Genomic DNA, 17,031 nt, shown 5'->3' with positions numbered 1-17,031 from the left:
CAAAAGTTAGACCAAAAACAAAACATCCTTTGAAATAATCAAAGGATGTTTAAGAATTGTGTGTTATTTTTTATTAAAACCCAGCTAAATTGATGATTTTTCCAGGAACAATAATTACTTTTTTAGGTGTTGCACCATTTAATTGTGCTTGTGTACGTTCATCAGCCATAATAATAGCTTCTATTTCTTCTGCGGTTAAATCTAAAGGCAATTCAATTTTAAAACGCATTTTTCCGTTGAATGAAACTGGATATTCTTTAGAACTTTCTACCAAATACTTTTCTTCAAAAACAGGGAAAGTTTCTTGCGAAATAGACTCTTTATGTCCTAACAAACTCCATAATTCTTCTGCAATATGTGGTGCGTAAGGCGATACAATTACAGCCAAAGGCTCTAAAATAGCGCGGTGATGGCATTTTTGTTGTTGCAATTCGTTTACACAAATCATGAACTGAGAAACCGATGTATTGAATGAAAAATGCTCGATATCCTCAGTTACTTTTTTAATGGTTTTATGCAACGATTTGTACATTTCTTTGGTGGGTTCTTCGTTGGTAACTACTACACCGTTATCATCTGCATACAATTTCCAAAGCTTTTTCAAGAAACCAAAAACACCTGTAATTCCTGCCGTATTCCATGGTTTTGCTTGCTCTAACGGACCTAAAAACATTTCGTATAAACGCAAAGTATCAGCTCCATATTCATTACAAATATCATCTGGGTTTACTACATTGAAATACGATTTTGACATCTTTTCAACCTCGTGTCCAACAATGTATTTCCCATTATCTTCTAAAATAAATTCAGCATTCGCAAAATCAGGTCGCCAAGCTTTAAATCCATCAATATCTAATTCTGACGAAGCATTAACTAAAGCAACATCTGCATGAATGGGTTGAACATTCTGTCCGTTGATTTTCCCTTTTGAAACAAAAGTATTAGTTCCTTCTAAACGATAAACATAAGCTGATGTACCTAAAATCATTCCTTGGTTGATTAACTTTTGGAACGGTTCTTCGGTTGGTACAAATCCTTTGTCTTTTAAAAACTTGTTCCAAAAACGAGAATACAATAAATGCCCCGTTGCGTGCTCACTACCGCCAATATATAAGTCTACATTTTGCCAATAGTTAATAGCTTCTTGCGTTGCCATTTCACTATCGTTATCGGCATCCATATAACGCAACCAATACCACGAACTACCTGCCCAACCTGGCATTGTATTTAATTCTAACGGAAATATGGTTTCGTTGTTGATCTCGGTATTTGCAACTACTTTATTATTCACAGTATCCCAAGCCCAAACTGGAGCATTTCCTAATGGTGGCTGACCGTCTTCGGTTGGTAAATACTTTTCAACCTCAGGCAATAAAATAGGCAAATGTTTAGCGTCAATCATTTTAGGCAATCCATTCACGTAATACGTTGGGAAAGGCTCGCCCCAATAGCGTTGACGTGAGAAAACAGCATCGCGTAAACGGTAATTTACTTTTGCTTTTCCTTGACCAATATTTTCTAAAGCGTCAATTGCTTTTGCTGTTGCCATTTTATAATCGAATCCGTTTAAGAAATCAGAGTTTAGTAATTCAAAACCTCCTTTTTCGGTATACGCTTCTTCTGAAATATCTTGATTAAAAATATTGATGATCTCTGGCATTCCGTTTGTACCTGCAAAATGTTTTGCAAAGGCATAATCGCGCTCATCGCCACAAGGAACCGCCATTACAGCACCCGTACCGTATCCTGCTAAAACATAATCGCCAATCCAAATAGCAACCGGTTCTTTTGTAAACGGATGCTCGGCATAAGCGCCTGTAAACACCCCCGAAATGGTTTTAACATCGGCCATACGCTCGCGCTCTGAACGTTTAGAAGTTGCTTCAATGTATGCATCAACCGCTTGCTTTTGTTCTGGTGTTGTAATTTTAGCAACCAAATCGTGTTCTGGCGCTAAAGTCATAAAATTCACTCCAAAAATAGTATCAGGTCGAGTAGTGAAAACTTCAATCTGATGAGATTCCTCACTTCCGTTCGGAATGACATTGAATGCTACCGAAGCACCTACCGATTTCCCAATCCAATTACGTTGTGATTCTTTAATAGATTCAGACCAATCAATAGTATCCAAACCTGTCAACAAACGCTCGGCATACGCAGAAATGCGCATACTCCATTGTGTCATTTTTTTACGAACTACTGGGTGACCGCCACGTTCTGAAACACCGTTAATAATTTCATCGTTTGCTAAAACTGTTCCTAATGCAGGGCACCAGTTTACTTCGGTTTCAGCTAAAAACGTTAATCGGTATTTCAACAACATGCGTTCTTGCTCCTCAGTACTCCAAGCATTCCATTGATCTGCGGTAAAAACTTCTATATTCTCATCAGAAACAGCCTTTACATTTGCGTTTCCTTCTTTAGAAAAAGTAGCAGTTAAAGTAGAAATATCCTCCGCTTTATCCGTATTTTTATTGTACCACGAATTAAACAATTGAATAAAAATCCACTGCGTGTGTTTGTAATATTCAGGGTTTGAAGTACGCACTTCTCTACTCCAATCAAAACTAAAACCAATTTTATCTAATTGTTCGCGGTAACGTTTTATATTGGTTTCGGTAGTAATAGCAGGATGCTGCCCTGTTTGAATAGCATATTGCTCTGCTGGCAAACCAAACGAATCGTACCCTTGAGGATGCAACACATTAAAACCCTGATGACGCTTGTAACGTGCGTAAATATCAGATGCAATATATCCTAGCGGATGCCCAACGTGTAAGCCCGCTCCTGATGGATAAGGAAACATGTCTAACACATAATATTTTGGTTTATCGGAATGATTACTCGCTTTAAACGTTTGATTCTTTTCCCAATATTGCTGCCACTTGGCTTCTATTTCGTTTGGATTATATTTCATTTTTATGTACCTATCTTATTAACGGTTACAAAATTACTTTAATTTCTTAACAATACTAGTTTTTTATGAAAGGATGCTTTAAAAGCAAAAAAAGTTAATCTAAATTTATTTATATCAAATAAATTATTCTTACATTTCGAGTTTTATTAAAAAAACTTGACTATTTTTAGTAAAAAGATTTTTCTGAAGTGAAACTATAAAAACATTTTATTATGACAACAACATTTAAACCTATAGAAAAAGAAGCTATTGCCGATTTAATTTTTCCTGTTACAGATGTTTTAACAGATAAACACGAAATTTTACAACGCAAACAAGATTTGGAAAGAGCTATGGTAATTGGAAATACGGAGCACGTAAAAATTGAAATTTTCTTTGAAGACGATAAAGAACAATACGTTACCAATACTACGGTTTGGGCTGTAACACCAGAACATATTGTTTTAAAAAAGGGTGTAACTATTCCTATTAAAAGAATTTATAGAATTATATAACTGTTTGGTTATGATAAAATCCGATGCTAACATCGGATTTTTTTTAAATAAAAAAGTTGGTCTTTCTTTAGTGTATTAACACAATTTGGCTAACCATATATTTAAATTCTTTATTATCTTTACCCACTAAAAAAGTAAAATTATGGCCACATCATACGAAAAATATCAAAAGCGTAGATTACTATCCTCGTACTTTTCTGTTATTTTAAGTATATTTTTAGTATTGTTCTTACTAGGTTCTTTAGGAATGTTTGTAATTAATTATGAGAAAATCTCTAATAACTTCAAAGAAAACATCCCTATGTCTATCTATATTAAGGAAAATACAACTGATGAACAATTAGCAACTTATCAAGCCGATTTAGAAAAACAAAAATTTCTTAAAGATTTAACTTTTGTTCATAAAGATTCTGCTGCAAACGTGCATCAAAAAACAATTGGCGAAGATTTCGTGAAATTTTTAGGCTTTAACCCTTTACAACATTCATACGATTTGCATTTTAATGGCGAATACGTAGAAAAAGATTCTATCAAGAAAATTGAAATTGACATCAAAGAAAACCCTATTGTGGATGAAGTAGTTTATGATGCGCAATTGGTTGATTTGGTTAACAAAAATATTAAAACCATCAGTTTTTGGGTATTAGTAATTAGTGGCGTTTTTGCCTTTATATCTATGTTATTAATCAACAGCTCATTACGTTTATCAATCTACTCAAAACGATTCATTATCAAAACCATGCAAATGGTTGGCGCAACAAAATCGTTTATTAGAAAGCCTTTTATTTGGAACAGTGTAAAATTGGGCATGATAGGTTCTGTTTTAGCTATTATTGGTATTTTAGCATTAACAGCTTATGCTGACAACAAATTACCTACATTAGGTTTAATGAGTGATGTTCAATCTATTGCATTGGTTTGCGCAGCTGTGTTTTTACTAGGTATTGTAATTACGTATATTAGTACTTATTTTGCGACACAACGTTTCTTAAATTTAAAATCAGACGATTTATACCTGTAATTATGGAAAATAAACCTGAAAATACTTTTTTGTTCGAAAAACAAAACTACATTATACTTTTAGCTGGCGTAATTGTTATTGCTTTAGGATTTTTATTAATGTCGGGCGGAAACAGCACCGATCCTAACGTTTTTAACGAAGATGTTTTTAGTTTTCGTAGAATTCGCTTAGCGCCAACTGTTATTTTTATAGGATTTGGAATTTGCATCTATTCTATCTTCAAATCGCCTAAAAAACAATCATAACACCCTTTTAAATGGATTTATTACAAGCCATCATCATTGCAATTGTTGAAGGATTAACCGAATATTTACCCATATCATCTACAGCTCACATGGGCTTTACTGCGGCTCTTCTAGGAATGGAAGAGTCTGAGTTTTTAAAGATGTTTCAAGTTTCGATACAATTCGGAGCCATTTTATCCATCGTAGTTTTATACTGGAAAAAATTCTTCGATTTTAAAAACCTTAACTTCTATTTTAAATTGGCTTTTGCGGTAATTCCTGCATTGGTTTTAGGCTATTTATTTGATGATAAAATTGAAGCCGTTTTAGGAAATCAAATTGCTATTTCATCGGTTTTAGTTATTGGCGGTGTTGTTTTATTGTTTGTAGACAAATGGTTTAAAAACCCTAAAATACACGACGAAAAAGATATTTCTTTTAAAACAGCTATTACCATTGGTTTTTGGCAATGTTTAGCTATGATGCCAGGTACATCGCGCTCTGCAGCATCAATTATTGGCGGAATGACGCAAGGTTTAAGCAGAAAAGCTGCGGCAGAGTTTTCATTCTTTTTAGCAGTTCCTACTATGTTAGCCGTTACGGTTTACTCTATTTTTGTAAAAACGTGGGGAAAAGGAACACCTACCGAAATGAAAGGGTACGAAATGATTTTACAAGACAATCATCATATTACTTTATTCCTAATTGGTAACGTAATTGCTTTTATTACTGCGTTAATTGCAGTAAAAACATTTATTGCTGTTTTAACAAAATACGGTTTTAAATTCTGGGGTTGGTACCGCATTGTAATTGGTATTATTTTATTGATTTACTTTTATACAACAAAATAATTCATGGAGAAATTAACGAAAGAACAATTTCTTGAAGGACAAGTTTTGTTGATTGATAAACCTTTAACATGGAGTTCGTTTCAGGCGGTAAATAAAGTAAAATATGCCTTGCTTAAAAACCTTGATTTACCTAAAAAGTTCAAAATTGGTCATGCAGGTACATTAGATCCTTTAGCATCAGGATTATTGATTATTTGTACAGGAAAATTCACTAAGAAAATCTCCGAATTACAAGGTCAAATTAAAGAATATACAGGTACCATTACAGTGGGAGCTACTACACCATCGTACGATTTAGAAACCGAAATCAACCAAACGTTTCCTATTGATCATATTACCAAGGATTTAATTGAAGAAACAACAAAGCAATTTATTGGAGAAATAGATCAGTTCCCTCCTATTTTTTCTGCTTTAAAGAAAGATGGAAAACGTTTGTACGAACATGCACGTGCAGGTGAAGAAGTTGAAATTGCATCGCGTAAAATAGAAATTACCGAATTTGAAATTACTCGAATTAGTTTACCCGAAATTGATTTTAGAGTGGTTTGCAGTAAAGGAACCTATATTCGTTCATTAGCTTTTGATTTTGGTAAAGCCTTGCAATCTGGCGGACATTTAACTGCGTTAAGAAGAACCAAAATTGGAGATTTTTCTGTTACCAACGGAATAGAACCTCTTGATTTTGAAAAAATATACAACCCAAATTTTAAAGAAGCTGAATAGCTTCTTTTTTTACTTATGAAAAATAGCATCCTTTTAATCCTTACTCTATTAAATATTTCTGCATTTACGCAAGAAACAGAAACCAAACCCTTTAGCACTTACCAAGCGTTGGATTATATGTTGCTTTTTAATCCAAATTCAAACAAAGACAGCTATTTTGATGGTAATACAGGACAAATGGAAAAGCCATCAAAGTTTGTAATTGCAGGTTTAGCAGGTCATTATGAATACGGAATGGCTTACAAAGAATGGATGCGTTTAGGTATTTTAACAGGTATTTATGCTAATTTTTACGACGGTATTTACACCCTTCCTATTGCTGGAGCTGTTACTTTAGCTCCAAAAGTGGGCGAAGAAACACGCATTTATGGTAAATTTGCTTTAGGATGGAATACGGCAATTGGTAAAGGTGACTTAAATGGTATGTTCTCACATTATCACTTTGGAGTAGAATTTGGCGGTGGTTCTCGACTATTTCTATTTGTGAATGATCACGGTTTTCGTTTAAAAAATGAAGTTTACAGAACAGCAGGTATTGGTTTTGGAGGCACTTTATTTAAATCTGAAAAGTAAATCATTATGAAAAACATCCTATTCTTTTTACTATTTTCTATAACCACTTTCGCTCAAAAAAACACTTTAAAAAGTGGCGATTTATTGTTCATCAATATTGATTGTGGCGAAATGTGTGATGCCATAAACGCTGTTACGCAAGGCTATAAAGGCAACGATTTTAACCATATGGGCTTGGTTGTTGCTACAGCAAAAAACGAATATTATGTATACGAAGCTATTGGTAAAGAAGTTGTAAAAACACCTCTTGATACCTTTTTAAGTTATACGCAAAAACCGGTATATGTAGGTAGTTTAAAGAAAAAATATCGTTATTTTTCTGAAAAAGCTATTCAATTTTGTGAAGAACAATTAGGTGTCCCTTATGACAGTGATTTTTTATACGATAATGGCAAATATTATTGCTCCGAATTAATTTACGATGCTTTTAAATTCGCCAATAATAACCAACCCTTTTTTAAGTTATTTCCCATGACCTACAAAGAACCAAATGCCAATACTTTTTTTCCTGTTTGGGTAACTCATTTTAAAAAACAAGGTATTGAAATTCCCGAAGGCAAGCTTGGTTGTAATCCTGGAGGGATGAGTTTAGATAAAAAAATCAAACTACGTCTTTATATAAATAAGTAATCAACTGATTATCAACACAAAAATCATTATAAAAATAATTAATAATAAATCTAAATAAATTTTGTTAAACAAATTTTAACATATACATTTGCGCAGTTATTTTAAATAAATCTTAATAAGAAATATTATATGAGTTCGCAAATCAAATTTATGTTGCTATTTCTTTTCACAACCTTCTGCATGCAAGCGCAAGAAACAGGTGTTGTAAAAGGAAAAATTACATCAAACGATGATTACCCTATTTCTGGCATTACCATTAAAGTAGGTAAAAACACCAACACTACACAAACCAATGAGAATGGCGAGTTTACTTTTGCAGAATTTCCTGTTGGTCAACATACCATCACTTTAGAGGCTGATGGTATTAAAAAACAATCAAAATCAATTGAAGTTTTAGCAAACAAAACCACTTTTGTTGCTTTCAAAATGGAAGAGGAAGCTAGTACTTTAAGCGAAATTGTTATTAGAGTTCAAGATACACCTAACAAGAAAAAAGAAACGGTTTTATCGGGCTTAGATATCAAGGCAATTGATTTACCGCAAAGTATCCAAGTTATTGATAGTAAAACCATTGAACAACAACAAGCACAAAAATTAAGTGATGTTGTGAAAAACGTAAACGGTGTATATGTTGGTTCGGCACGTGGTGCTGCAACAGAATCGTTTGGTTCTCGTGGATACGATATGTCATCAAACAATATGTTTAAAAACGGTTTCCGTTTCAACAATGGTTCTATTCCTGAAGTAGCTTCTTTAGAAAAAGTAGAAGTTTTAAAAGGTAGTGCAGCCTTATTATTTGGTAACGTTGCGCCAGGTGGTATTTTAAATATGGTTACTAAAAAACCTAAATTTGAACAAGGTGGCGAAATTAGCATGCAAATGGGAAGCTACGCTTTCTACAAACCTACAGTTGATATTTACGGACCTATAAACAACAACATTGCGTACCGTTTTATTGGATCGTACCAAAACTCTGAAAGCTTTAGAGATGTAGTTAAAAGAGAACGTTACTACATAAACCCATCGTTTTTATTTAAAGTGTCTGAAAAAACAGATATTGTTTTACAAGCAGATTATTTACATGATAACTGGACACCAGACTTTGGTACTGCTATTATTGGTAAAGAAATTGTTGATTTACCACGCAATACCTATTTAGGTGCTACATGGTCTAACGGACAAACACGCCAAGCGGGTGTTAGTGCTTTAATCAAACATCAAATCAACGAAAACTGGAAATTAAACGTTAATACATCGTTCCAAAATTACGATCGTAAATCAAAAGGAACGGAACGTATTCAACCAAGTGCTGATGGAACATGGGCAAGACCACTAGGTCAAAACCATAACAATGAGCAATTATTAGCAGAACAAATCAACATTCAAGGTACGTTCTATACAGGTAAAGTAAAACATCAGTTATTTACAGGTGTTGATTTTGATAAATCTTACAGCGACGCATACACATTTGTGTTCGAGCCTAAAACATACGGAAGCGGAAACATTTTCGACTTTGGTAATTTTGATCAAGGTGGTGCAATTCCAGATGCAATCAATACTAAAATTGCATCAACAGAAACTACTCGCTTCGGAGCTTACTTTCAAGATTTAGTTTCGTTAACAGATAAATTCAAAGTATTAGCAGGTTTACGTTGGTCTTGGCAAGAAGCACAAGTTACTACCAAAGATTTAACTAAAACACCGGTTGAAATTAAAGAAGACGCTAAACGTGTAGATCAAGCTTTTACGCCTAAAATTGGTTTGGTTTATCAGCCTATTAAAGATATGGCGGTTTTTGCAAGTTACTCTAACTCGTTCTCTCCTAACACAGGTACAACGGTTGATTTAAAAGCTATTGAACCATCAATCATCGATCAATACGAAATTGGTATTAAAAACGATTTCTTAAACGGTAAGTTAAGTACAAACGTTACATACTATCAAATTAAAAACAACAACTTAGCTCAAATGGCAGAGTTTAAAGCGGATGGAACTCCAAATACCGATTCTACCATTAAAGTTTTAAGCGGTGCTACTGAGAGTAAAGGTATTGAGTTTGATGTTACAGCTCGTCCAGTAAACGGATTAAGAATTATGGCTGGTTACAGCTACAACGATATGCGTTACACCAAAACATCTGGTTTAAAAGGTAGTTTTATCGAAGGTGATCGTTTGGTACGTACGCCAGCTAACACAGCTAACTTAAGTTTCTTCTACACCTTACAAGATGGTACTTTAAAAGGATTATCATTTGGTGCTATTGGTAACTATGTTGGTAAACGTGTGGGTGGATGGAACAACACCGTTGATGCAGAAAAACCAAACGGAATTAACGACCGTGAAGTGCCTTTATCTGCTTACACATTGATTGATTTCTCTGTAGGATATGAATGGAGAAACTTCTCAATCTTAGCAAAAGTATCTAATATTACCGATGAGTTAAACTACGATGTACACGAAAATTACAGTGTAAACCCATTAGCTCCTCGTCAATACACAGCTAATTTAAAATATAAATTCTAAAAACAGCATTCGTTATATTGTTAAAAAATCGTTTAGTTATACTAAGCGATTTTTTATTTTTCTAAAAAGCAGTATATTTAAGTGAATTAGAAAACAAAAGTATTATGAGTGTAGCACAATTAAAACAATTGCATCATCAAGAGCAACCCTTAATGATTGCTAATACGTGGGATGCCATAAGTGCCAAAGTAGCAGAAAAAGCAGGTTTACAAGTTATGGGCACATCAAGTCATGCTATTGCCAATATGTTAGGATATGAAGATGGAGAAGTAATTCCGTTTGATGAAATGTTTTTCATCATTAAAAAAATAGCTAAAGCATCTTCTTTATTGGTTTCTTGTGATATGGAAGCAGGTTATAGCGATGATCCCAATCAAGTAGCAAAAAACGTAGAACAGTTAGTAAACATTGGCGTTGTAGGTATTAATTTAGAAGATGGTTTAACGCAAGGTAAAACACGTAGATTAGGCGATGCGTATATTTTAGCTGATAAAATAAAAGCCATTAAACAAACCTTAAACGCAGTAGGAAAAGATGTTTACATAAACGCAAGAATAGATACATATACTACCAAACATCCTAATGCGTTAGAAGAAACCTTAAAACGCATCAAAATTTATGAAGCAGCAGGTGCCGATGGTTTCTTTATACCATTAATTAATGAAGATAAAGATATAGAAGCCGTTTTTGAAACCACCAAACTGCCTTTAAACGTATTTATGAAACAAGGCTTAAAAACCTACCAAGAGTTTGCCGCTTTAGGCGTTCACAGGGTAAGTTCGGGCAACGGTATTCATGCCATAATTACCAATGCTACCAACAGTGCGTTTGATCATTTAAATAAAAACAAAAGCTTAACGTAGAAAAAACATTCACATCCCTTTCCTTTCTTAAGTTAAGGGATTTTTTTTTAGCATTCAAAAAACACATCCTTTTAAATATTTCCGTACCTTTAAACTTCAATTTCTTTTAAAGAATAGCACCTCATGAGTTTTAAATATACAGAAATAGAACGTGTAACAAAGCTTACCAAAAAAGAGTTCATAGAAAACTATTACAAAAAACAAAAACCTGTGGTTATTACCAATCAAATTGAAGATTGGCCTGCCTTTACCAAGTGGAATTTAGAGTTTATCCGTGAAATTGCTGGCGATAAAATGGTACCTCTTTACGATAGTAGAAAAACCGATTACACCAAAAAGGTAAACGAGCCCGATTTTACCATGACCATGGCAGAGTACATTGATATTATGAAAAAAGGCCCTACCGATTTACGTATTTTCTTGTACAATTTAATGAAAGATGCCCCATCAATGAAAGATGATTTTCGTTGGCCCGATATGGGTATTCGCTTGCTTAAAAGCTTGCCGTTGGTGTTTTTTGGTGGCGAAGATGCTAAGGTTTTCATGCATTATGATATTGATTTCCCTAACATCTTTCACTTTCATTTTGATGGAAAAAAGCAATGTGTTTTGGTAGATCCTAAAGAAACCAAATACATGTACCGCCTACCCTACTCTTGGATTTGCCATGAAGATATTGATTTTGACAATCCCGATTTTGAACGTTTCCCTGCGCTTAAAAACATAAACCCGTACATTACCAATTTACAACACGGCGAAATGCTGTACATGCCCGAAGGTTGGTGGCATTATATGAAATACTTAACACCTGGTTTTTCATTAAGCTTACGCTCATTAGCCGGCCGACCAAAAAACCTAATAAAAGGCTTAACCAATGTAGTTTTCAACCGTTATTACGATAACTTCATGCGTAAACGCAAAGGGCAAGAATGGTTAGATTATAAAGATATCGAAGCCATACGCAGAACAAACGCTTTGCTTAAATAATAGAAATGAGTTTACAAAAAAAACGCAGCTTATAAAGCTGCGTTTTGTAATAGTGCTAATATTTCGGTCTTCATAGATATATCTTTTCGTTAAACCACCTTGTTAGTCTCGAAAATGAGCAAACAAATATTTTGCAATTAAAATCATTTTACTTCTTAAAACTTTGATTTCAATATAGAATAAAACTAACTTTGGCATGTGAAAAAACTTGTGATCATATTTTCGTTTTACATGTTGTTAAAACCGTTTGTTCCTATTCTGGAATACGTGGTTAATTACGACTATATTGTAAACGAACTTTGTGTGAACAGAGACAAACCCGAATTAGAGTGTAACGGAAAATGTCACTTGGCAAAACAAATGACTAAAGCTTCGGATACAGACGATGCTAACGATGGGAAACCTGTTTTTTCTGTTGAATCTGCTTTTGCATTTTTTCACGAACCTCTTTTATTTTCTTTCGAACCTGTTTCGGGAGTTTCTTTAAAACAAAAAATCAACGACACCTACCAATCTACTTATTCCTATTTGGGTATGTACGGTGTTTTCCACCCTCCTGTTGTTTAATTTTTAGTTCAACATTTTTATTGTGGTTTAAACAAACCACACGTATCGTTGTATTTATTACTTACGATGCAACTTACTATGTCTAAAAATTAAATAATTCAAAATGAAATCAATCTTAAAAAAAATACCCCTTATCGCAATCTTTTCTGTATTTATTACTTCATGTAACAGCGATGACTCTACTCCTATTATAGAAACCACTCCTTTAGTAAAGATTCAAGAATTACAAAATTCTAATCATACCATCGAGCTTTATTCCGAAAATGGTCGTTTAGAACAAGGTTACAATGCTATTTCTTTAAAAATAAAAGACAAACAAACGAATCAGCTTATCGACAACGCTTCGGTTAACTGGCTGCCTGTAATGCACATGACAAGCATGAAGCATTCGTGCCCTTATTCTGAGGTTCAGAAAACCAGCGGAACATCGTTTTACAAAGGTTACATGGTTTTTCAGATGGCGCAAAACGACACCGAATATTGGGAACTGACTGTTAATTACACAATTAATAAAGTTGAATATTCGGCTACTGATAAAATTCAAGTCTTTCCATCTGCAAAACAACGCGTAACATCATTTTCTGGCGAAGATAAAGTACGTTATATTGTAGCTTTGATCGAGCCTTCTCGTCCGGAAGTTAAAACCAACAACATGACAATGGGCTTGTTTAAAATGGACGATATGATGCATTTTTCGGTTGTAAATGAGTATACGATTAAGATAGATCCAAGAATGTCAAGTATGGGAAATCATGGTTCGCCAAATAATGCGGATTTAACACAAGGAACCGATCGTTTTTACCACGGAAAACTTTCGCTTACCATGACGGGTTATTGGAAAATTAACTTACAAGTTTTAAACAAAGAAAACCAAGTTCTAAAAGGCGAAGAAGTTACAGAAGAACATCCCGCAAGCAGCTTGTATGTAGAAATTGAATTTTAATTTCTTTTACCACCAATTCGCAAATAGTCTAAGTGTTTTAAAAAAAACTCAACGGTCAAGCTAAATTTATTTCAGCTTCTCATAAAGCTAAGTGAATAAAAAGAATGAGATTCCGCCTCGAGTTTGCGAAATGAAATGGAGAGAAGAATCATTTAATTATTTGTATTTAAGACTTTGACTCATTTATGAATTGGTGGTTTATAATCAATTTTAATAAAACTTGGTATTATGAACTATCAAAAAATCACTCTTATAGGCATTTTGTCGTGTATAGGATTAACGAATTATGCCCAAAACAGTAAACAAGACAGTCTTACTAACAACACTACTTTAAACGAAATTGTCATTAATCAATCTGGGCAATCGTTACACAAAAAGCAGTCGAAACCATTAGCCACTTTAGATGAATTTTTAGATTCATCTTCTAAAATCAACATGATTAAAAGAGGAAGTTATGCTTGGGAACCGCTTATTAACGGAATGGCGACGGAACGAACCGTTATTACAATTGACGGAATGCGTATTTTTGGCGCTTGTACCGATAAAATGGATCCCATTACATCATATATTGAAACAAGCAATCTTTCAAAAGCTTCAGTTGTTTCAGGTCAACAAGGCGCAGGTCACGGAAGTACAATTGGCGGAGCTTTAGATCTAAAACGATATTCGATAAAAGATGCGGAAAACGGTTGGCAAGGACGTATTTTAAGCGGATACGAGCATAATAACAAACAAAAAATTATAGGCGGTTCTTTGGGTTTTAAAAGTCCGAAATTCTATGCACAAACCGATGTTACCTATCGCGATGCCGAAAACTATAAAGCAGGAAAAGGAAAGGAAATAGACTATTCGCAATTTACCAAATACAACATTTCAGGAACTTTGGGTTATTTAGCAACCGAACACGATGTTTTAGAAGCTTCGGTTATTTACGACAAAGCTACTAATGTAGGTTATCCGGCACTTCCGATGGATGTTTCGCTTGCCGAAGCTCTTATTTCTTCTGTGAAATATGAAAAGAAACATCTTTCGGATCTTTTTTCAAATTGGGAAACAAAGCTTTACTACAATTCCGTAACGCATATTATGAACGATACGCAGCGTAAAGACATTGCCATTCATATGGATATGCCCGGCGAAACGCAGACTTACGGAATGTATTCTAAACTTACGGGAAACCACCAAAAGCATCATTTTTCGGCTAAATTGAATTCGTTTTACAATCGTTCTATTGCCGAAATGACAATGTATCCGAACGATCCTAACGAGAATTTAATGTTTATGTACACCTGGCCTGATGTACATACTTTTTATGGTGGTTTGTTTTTAGAAGATCATTTTGTTTTAAACGAAACAAACGCTTTACGGTTTTCGTTAAACTTAGCGCATCATGCGAACAAAGTGGCCGATGATTTTGGTCTTTCGAGTTTACAAATCTTTTATCCAAGCATGAAAGCAGACAAAAATCGACTTTTAAAAAGTTTTTCTGCTAATTACATAAAACACCTTCAAGATTGGAACTTCGATTTTGGATTAGGTTACGGCGAACGCGCCCCATCGGTTTCCGAAGGTTACGGTTTCTATTTATACAACAGCAATGATTTTTACGATTATGTAGGAAATCCGAATTTGAAAAACGAAAAATCGTTCGAAATAAACACAACCATTCAATACAAAAAAGAACGCTTCAGCTCTCGTTTTTCGGCTTCTTATTTTCATGTTTTAGATTATATCGTCGGTAAAAAAGATCTTTCGGCTTTACCTATGACCATTGGCGCTTCGGGAATAAAAAGATATACTGCTTTAGATTACGCCACTTTATTTAACACCGATTTAGATTTAACATACGATTTTACAAACACATTAAAAGCGAATGCGCAATTGGCATACAATTATGGTAAAGGAAATGATGGAAATTACCTTCCTTTTATAAGTCCGTTTCGTTATAAATTTGCAATGCAATATTCAAAAAATCAATTTAGAGTAGATTTAATTGCAAACGGAAATTCTAAGCATGCTTCAAACGCAATTGAATATGGCGGAAATCAAACTTCGGCTTATATGATCTTCAGCGTTCATACAGGTTATTCGTTTCAATTCGAAAAAAACTCTTTGGATATTCATGCAGGAATCGATAATATTTTTGATAAATATTATACCACTTTTGCCGATTGGAACAAAATACCACGAACGGGACGAAATATTTTCTTAAATGTAGAATATCGTTTTTAAAATAAAAATCCTCTGTTGTAAAAGCAGAGGATTTTTTTTTATAGGTTTTGTAATAGTGCTAACATTTCGGTTTGCATAGATAAGCCTTTGTCGTTATTGTACCAAACTTGAATACCTTCTTTCACTTTTTCGTTAAAGCCGCCTTGTTCCTCTAGCAAACGTTTTACCTCAATCTGTGCTGTTGCAGGGCGTGGCCCCCAAGTAAACAATTCGGTTTCTAAATCATCGCTTACGGCAATTAACTTAGGTATCGATTTACCACCATTGGTTAAGTACTGTTGCATTAGGGCATCGTTGTCATCGCGCAAAATCAAACGTAAATCAATCAAAGGGTTTAAATCCGCTAACTTTTTTAATACAGGTACGTTTTGGGCTGCATCGCCACACCAACTTTCGGTTAAAACCATCCAAATTTGTTTTTGGGTAATGGCTTGTGTTGCATTTTGTAATTCAGGTGTAATTTCTTGCGTTTTATCCAAACGTTTCATTCGGGCACGATTTAACTTGGTAAAATCGCTTAACATATCGTTTTGTTCATGTCCTGTAGATAAATGTTGCGCTATTTTTTCGTCCATTAACTTTAAATAATCGTTATACAACATAGAATTTTGCAGGGCATTTTGGTAAATGGTTTTCATAATTTGTACTTTTATACAAAATTACGATTTTATACGTTAGTAAACTATGAGTATTAAAACAACCGTTTTTGGATTGGCTTTATCGGGTGGCGGGCACAAAGGCATTGCCCACGCAGGTGTATTGCAGTTTTTAAACGAACAAGGTATCTTTCCGGAGATTATATCGGGCACCAGTGCAGGATCTATTGTAGGGGGCTTGTATGCTAATGGCAAAAAACCAAAGGAGATATTAGCCTTTTTTAAATCGGTAAATTTGTTTAGTTGGAGTCATTTATCGTTTAGAAAAGCAGGCTTTTTAGATGCCGATCAATTTGCACGGTATTTAGAAAAAGAGTTTGGCAAGAAAACCATTCGTGAGTTAGACATTGAACTGTACATATCGGCAACCGAGATTGAGCGCGGTAAACTAAAAATATTTCATAAAAACACGCAAATTGTACCTGCTATTTTAGCGTCGAGTGCTTTTCCAGGAGTGTTTTCGCCTGTTGTCATCAACAATAAAATATACAGTGATGGTGGTATTTTAAACAACTACCCCGTAAATACCATTCAAGGTCGTTGCGATTTTTTGATTGGTAGCAATGTAAACCCTGTGCTTATGTACAACCAAACGCGTTTTACCTCTATAAAATCAATTGCTTTGCGTGCCTTTGAAATTATGATGATGCAAAACACATTTCCACAAAACGAACTGTGCGATTGGCACATACAACCCGAAGCCTTGGCAGAGTACAGCACTTTTGAAACATCAAAAAAACGTATGGACGAAATTTTTGACATTGGTTATAGAGAAGCGAAAGCCAGCTTTGAAAAAATTAAAGATAAAATACAATAACCTTTCAAAG

16 protein-coding genes are annotated in these 17,031 nt (G+C 34.3%); 14 read left to right on the top strand and 2 right to left on the bottom strand.

Annotated features, from left to right (window positions below; all coding sequences use genetic code 11):
• Positions 1 to 73 precede the first annotated feature (73 nt).
• Positions 74 to 2,917 carry a leucine--tRNA ligase gene (gene leuS / locus H1R17_RS06925; RefSeq protein ID WP_163430426.1) on the bottom strand — a complete coding sequence of 948 codons (2,844 nt, stop codon included), beginning with the start codon at positions 2,915 to 2,917 and terminating at the stop codon, positions 74 to 76.
• Between the two features lie 212 nt (positions 2,918 to 3,129).
• Here leuS and H1R17_RS06920 point away from each other — a divergent pair, with 212 nt between their 5' ends.
• The 13 genes from H1R17_RS06920 (at position 3,130) to H1R17_RS06860 (ending at position 15,548) form a co-directional block, all read left to right on the top strand.
• Positions 3,130 to 3,411, top strand: coding sequence for a hypothetical protein (locus H1R17_RS06920; RefSeq protein ID WP_163430427.1), 282 nt, complete (start codon positions 3,130 to 3,132; stop codon positions 3,409 to 3,411).
• Between the two features lie 142 nt (positions 3,412 to 3,553).
• Positions 3,554 to 4,432 (top strand): ABC transporter permease, encoded by an 879-nt coding sequence (locus tag H1R17_RS06915; RefSeq protein WP_163430428.1) that lies wholly within the window; start codon positions 3,554 to 3,556, stop codon positions 4,430 to 4,432.
• 2 nt (positions 4,433 to 4,434) lie between these two features.
• Positions 4,435 to 4,677, top strand: coding sequence for a DUF3098 domain-containing protein (locus H1R17_RS06910; protein WP_163430429.1), 243 nt, complete (start codon positions 4,435 to 4,437; stop codon positions 4,675 to 4,677).
• Between the two features lie 11 nt (positions 4,678 to 4,688).
• Positions 4,689 to 5,507: an undecaprenyl-diphosphate phosphatase gene (locus H1R17_RS06905; RefSeq protein WP_163430430.1), complete on the top strand. Its 819-nt coding sequence runs from the start codon at positions 4,689 to 4,691 to the stop codon at positions 5,505 to 5,507.
• Between the two features lie 3 nt (positions 5,508 to 5,510).
• The gene (gene truB, locus H1R17_RS06900; RefSeq protein ID WP_163430431.1) at positions 5,511 to 6,230 is read left to right on the top strand and encodes a tRNA pseudouridine(55) synthase TruB; all 720 of its coding nucleotides are present in this window, start codon (positions 5,511 to 5,513) and stop codon (positions 6,228 to 6,230) included.
• Positions 6,231 to 6,245: 15 nt separating this feature from the next.
• Positions 6,246 to 6,803, top strand: a complete 558-nt coding sequence (locus tag H1R17_RS06895) for a hypothetical protein (protein ID WP_163430432.1) — start codon at positions 6,246 to 6,248, stop codon at positions 6,801 to 6,803.
• A 6-nt stretch (positions 6,804 to 6,809) separates the two neighbouring features.
• The gene (locus tag H1R17_RS06890; RefSeq protein ID WP_163430433.1) at positions 6,810 to 7,433 is read left to right on the top strand and encodes a YiiX/YebB-like N1pC/P60 family cysteine hydrolase; all 624 of its coding nucleotides are present in this window, start codon (positions 6,810 to 6,812) and stop codon (positions 7,431 to 7,433) included.
• 129 nt (positions 7,434 to 7,562) lie between these two features.
• Complete coding sequence (locus tag H1R17_RS06885) at positions 7,563 to 9,956, top strand: TonB-dependent siderophore receptor (RefSeq protein WP_163430434.1); 2,394 nt, start codon at positions 7,563 to 7,565, stop codon at positions 9,954 to 9,956.
• A gap of 104 nt (positions 9,957 to 10,060) precedes the next feature.
• Entirely contained in the window at positions 10,061 to 10,819 is a 759-nt protein-coding gene (locus H1R17_RS06880; RefSeq protein ID WP_163430435.1) for an isocitrate lyase/phosphoenolpyruvate mutase family protein, read from the top strand.
• Between the two features lie 123 nt (positions 10,820 to 10,942).
• Entirely contained in the window at positions 10,943 to 11,806 is an 864-nt protein-coding gene (locus tag H1R17_RS06875) for a cupin-like domain-containing protein (RefSeq protein ID WP_163430436.1), read from the top strand.
• A 198-nt stretch (positions 11,807 to 12,004) separates the two neighbouring features.
• Positions 12,005 to 12,373, top strand: coding sequence for a hypothetical protein (locus H1R17_RS06870; protein WP_163430369.1), 369 nt, complete (start codon positions 12,005 to 12,007; stop codon positions 12,371 to 12,373).
• Between the two features lie 103 nt (positions 12,374 to 12,476).
• Positions 12,477 to 13,316 (top strand): hypothetical protein, encoded by an 840-nt coding sequence (locus tag H1R17_RS06865; protein ID WP_163430437.1) that lies wholly within the window; start codon positions 12,477 to 12,479, stop codon positions 13,314 to 13,316.
• Positions 13,317 to 13,544: 228 nt separating this feature from the next.
• Positions 13,545 to 15,548: a TonB-dependent receptor domain-containing protein gene (locus tag H1R17_RS06860; RefSeq protein WP_163430438.1), complete on the top strand. Its 2,004-nt coding sequence runs from the start codon at positions 13,545 to 13,547 to the stop codon at positions 15,546 to 15,548.
• A gap of 38 nt (positions 15,549 to 15,586) precedes the next feature.
• On the opposite strand, the gene H1R17_RS06855 is transcribed toward H1R17_RS06860, so the two are convergent.
• Complete coding sequence (locus tag H1R17_RS06855; RefSeq protein ID WP_163430439.1) at positions 15,587 to 16,186, bottom strand: thioredoxin family protein; 600 nt, start codon at positions 16,184 to 16,186, stop codon at positions 15,587 to 15,589.
• Positions 16,187 to 16,232: 46 nt separating this feature from the next.
• On the opposite strand from H1R17_RS06855, the gene H1R17_RS06850 reads away from it, so the two are divergent.
• Positions 16,233 to 17,021, top strand: coding sequence for a patatin-like phospholipase family protein (locus H1R17_RS06850; protein WP_163430440.1), 789 nt, complete (start codon positions 16,233 to 16,235; stop codon positions 17,019 to 17,021).
• Positions 17,022 to 17,031 lie beyond the last annotated feature (10 nt).

The organism is Flavobacterium sp. xlx-214, assembly GCF_013874595.1.
Lineage (GTDB): Bacteria > Bacteroidota > Bacteroidia > Flavobacteriales > Flavobacteriaceae > Flavobacterium.
This window is presented reverse-complemented; position numbering and strand designations above follow the sequence as displayed.

What these genes read in the sequence shown, in the direction of transcription:
- H1R17_RS06910 (WP_163430429.1), top strand. Translation starts at nt 4,435, where the DNA reads ATGGAAAATAAACCTGAAAATACTTTTTTGTTCGAAAAACAAAACTAC.
- H1R17_RS06915 (WP_163430428.1), top strand. Translation starts at nt 3,554, where the DNA reads ATGGCCACATCATACGAAAAATATCAAAAGCGTAGATTACTATCCTCG.
- leuS (WP_163430426.1), bottom strand. Translation starts at nt 2,917, where the DNA reads ATGAAATATAATCCAAACGAAATAGAAGCCAAGTGGCAGCAATATTGG.
- H1R17_RS06885 (WP_163430434.1), top strand. Translation starts at nt 7,563, where the DNA reads ATGAGTTCGCAAATCAAATTTATGTTGCTATTTCTTTTCACAACCTTC.
- H1R17_RS06865 (WP_163430437.1), top strand. Translation starts at nt 12,477, where the DNA reads ATGAAATCAATCTTAAAAAAAATACCCCTTATCGCAATCTTTTCTGTA.
- H1R17_RS06850 (WP_163430440.1), top strand. Translation starts at nt 16,233, where the DNA reads ATGAGTATTAAAACAACCGTTTTTGGATTGGCTTTATCGGGTGGCGGG.
- H1R17_RS06920 (WP_163430427.1), top strand. Translation starts at nt 3,130, where the DNA reads ATGACAACAACATTTAAACCTATAGAAAAAGAAGCTATTGCCGATTTA.
- H1R17_RS06875 (WP_163430436.1), top strand. Translation starts at nt 10,943, where the DNA reads ATGAGTTTTAAATATACAGAAATAGAACGTGTAACAAAGCTTACCAAA.
- H1R17_RS06890 (WP_163430433.1), top strand. Translation starts at nt 6,810, where the DNA reads ATGAAAAACATCCTATTCTTTTTACTATTTTCTATAACCACTTTCGCT.
- H1R17_RS06905 (WP_163430430.1), top strand. Translation starts at nt 4,689, where the DNA reads ATGGATTTATTACAAGCCATCATCATTGCAATTGTTGAAGGATTAACC.
- H1R17_RS06895 (WP_163430432.1), top strand. Translation starts at nt 6,246, where the DNA reads ATGAAAAATAGCATCCTTTTAATCCTTACTCTATTAAATATTTCTGCA.
- truB (WP_163430431.1), top strand. Translation starts at nt 5,511, where the DNA reads ATGGAGAAATTAACGAAAGAACAATTTCTTGAAGGACAAGTTTTGTTG.
- H1R17_RS06855 (WP_163430439.1), bottom strand. Translation starts at nt 16,186, where the DNA reads ATGAAAACCATTTACCAAAATGCCCTGCAAAATTCTATGTTGTATAAC.
- H1R17_RS06880 (WP_163430435.1), top strand. Translation starts at nt 10,061, where the DNA reads ATGAGTGTAGCACAATTAAAACAATTGCATCATCAAGAGCAACCCTTA.
- H1R17_RS06860 (WP_163430438.1), top strand. Translation starts at nt 13,545, where the DNA reads ATGAACTATCAAAAAATCACTCTTATAGGCATTTTGTCGTGTATAGGA.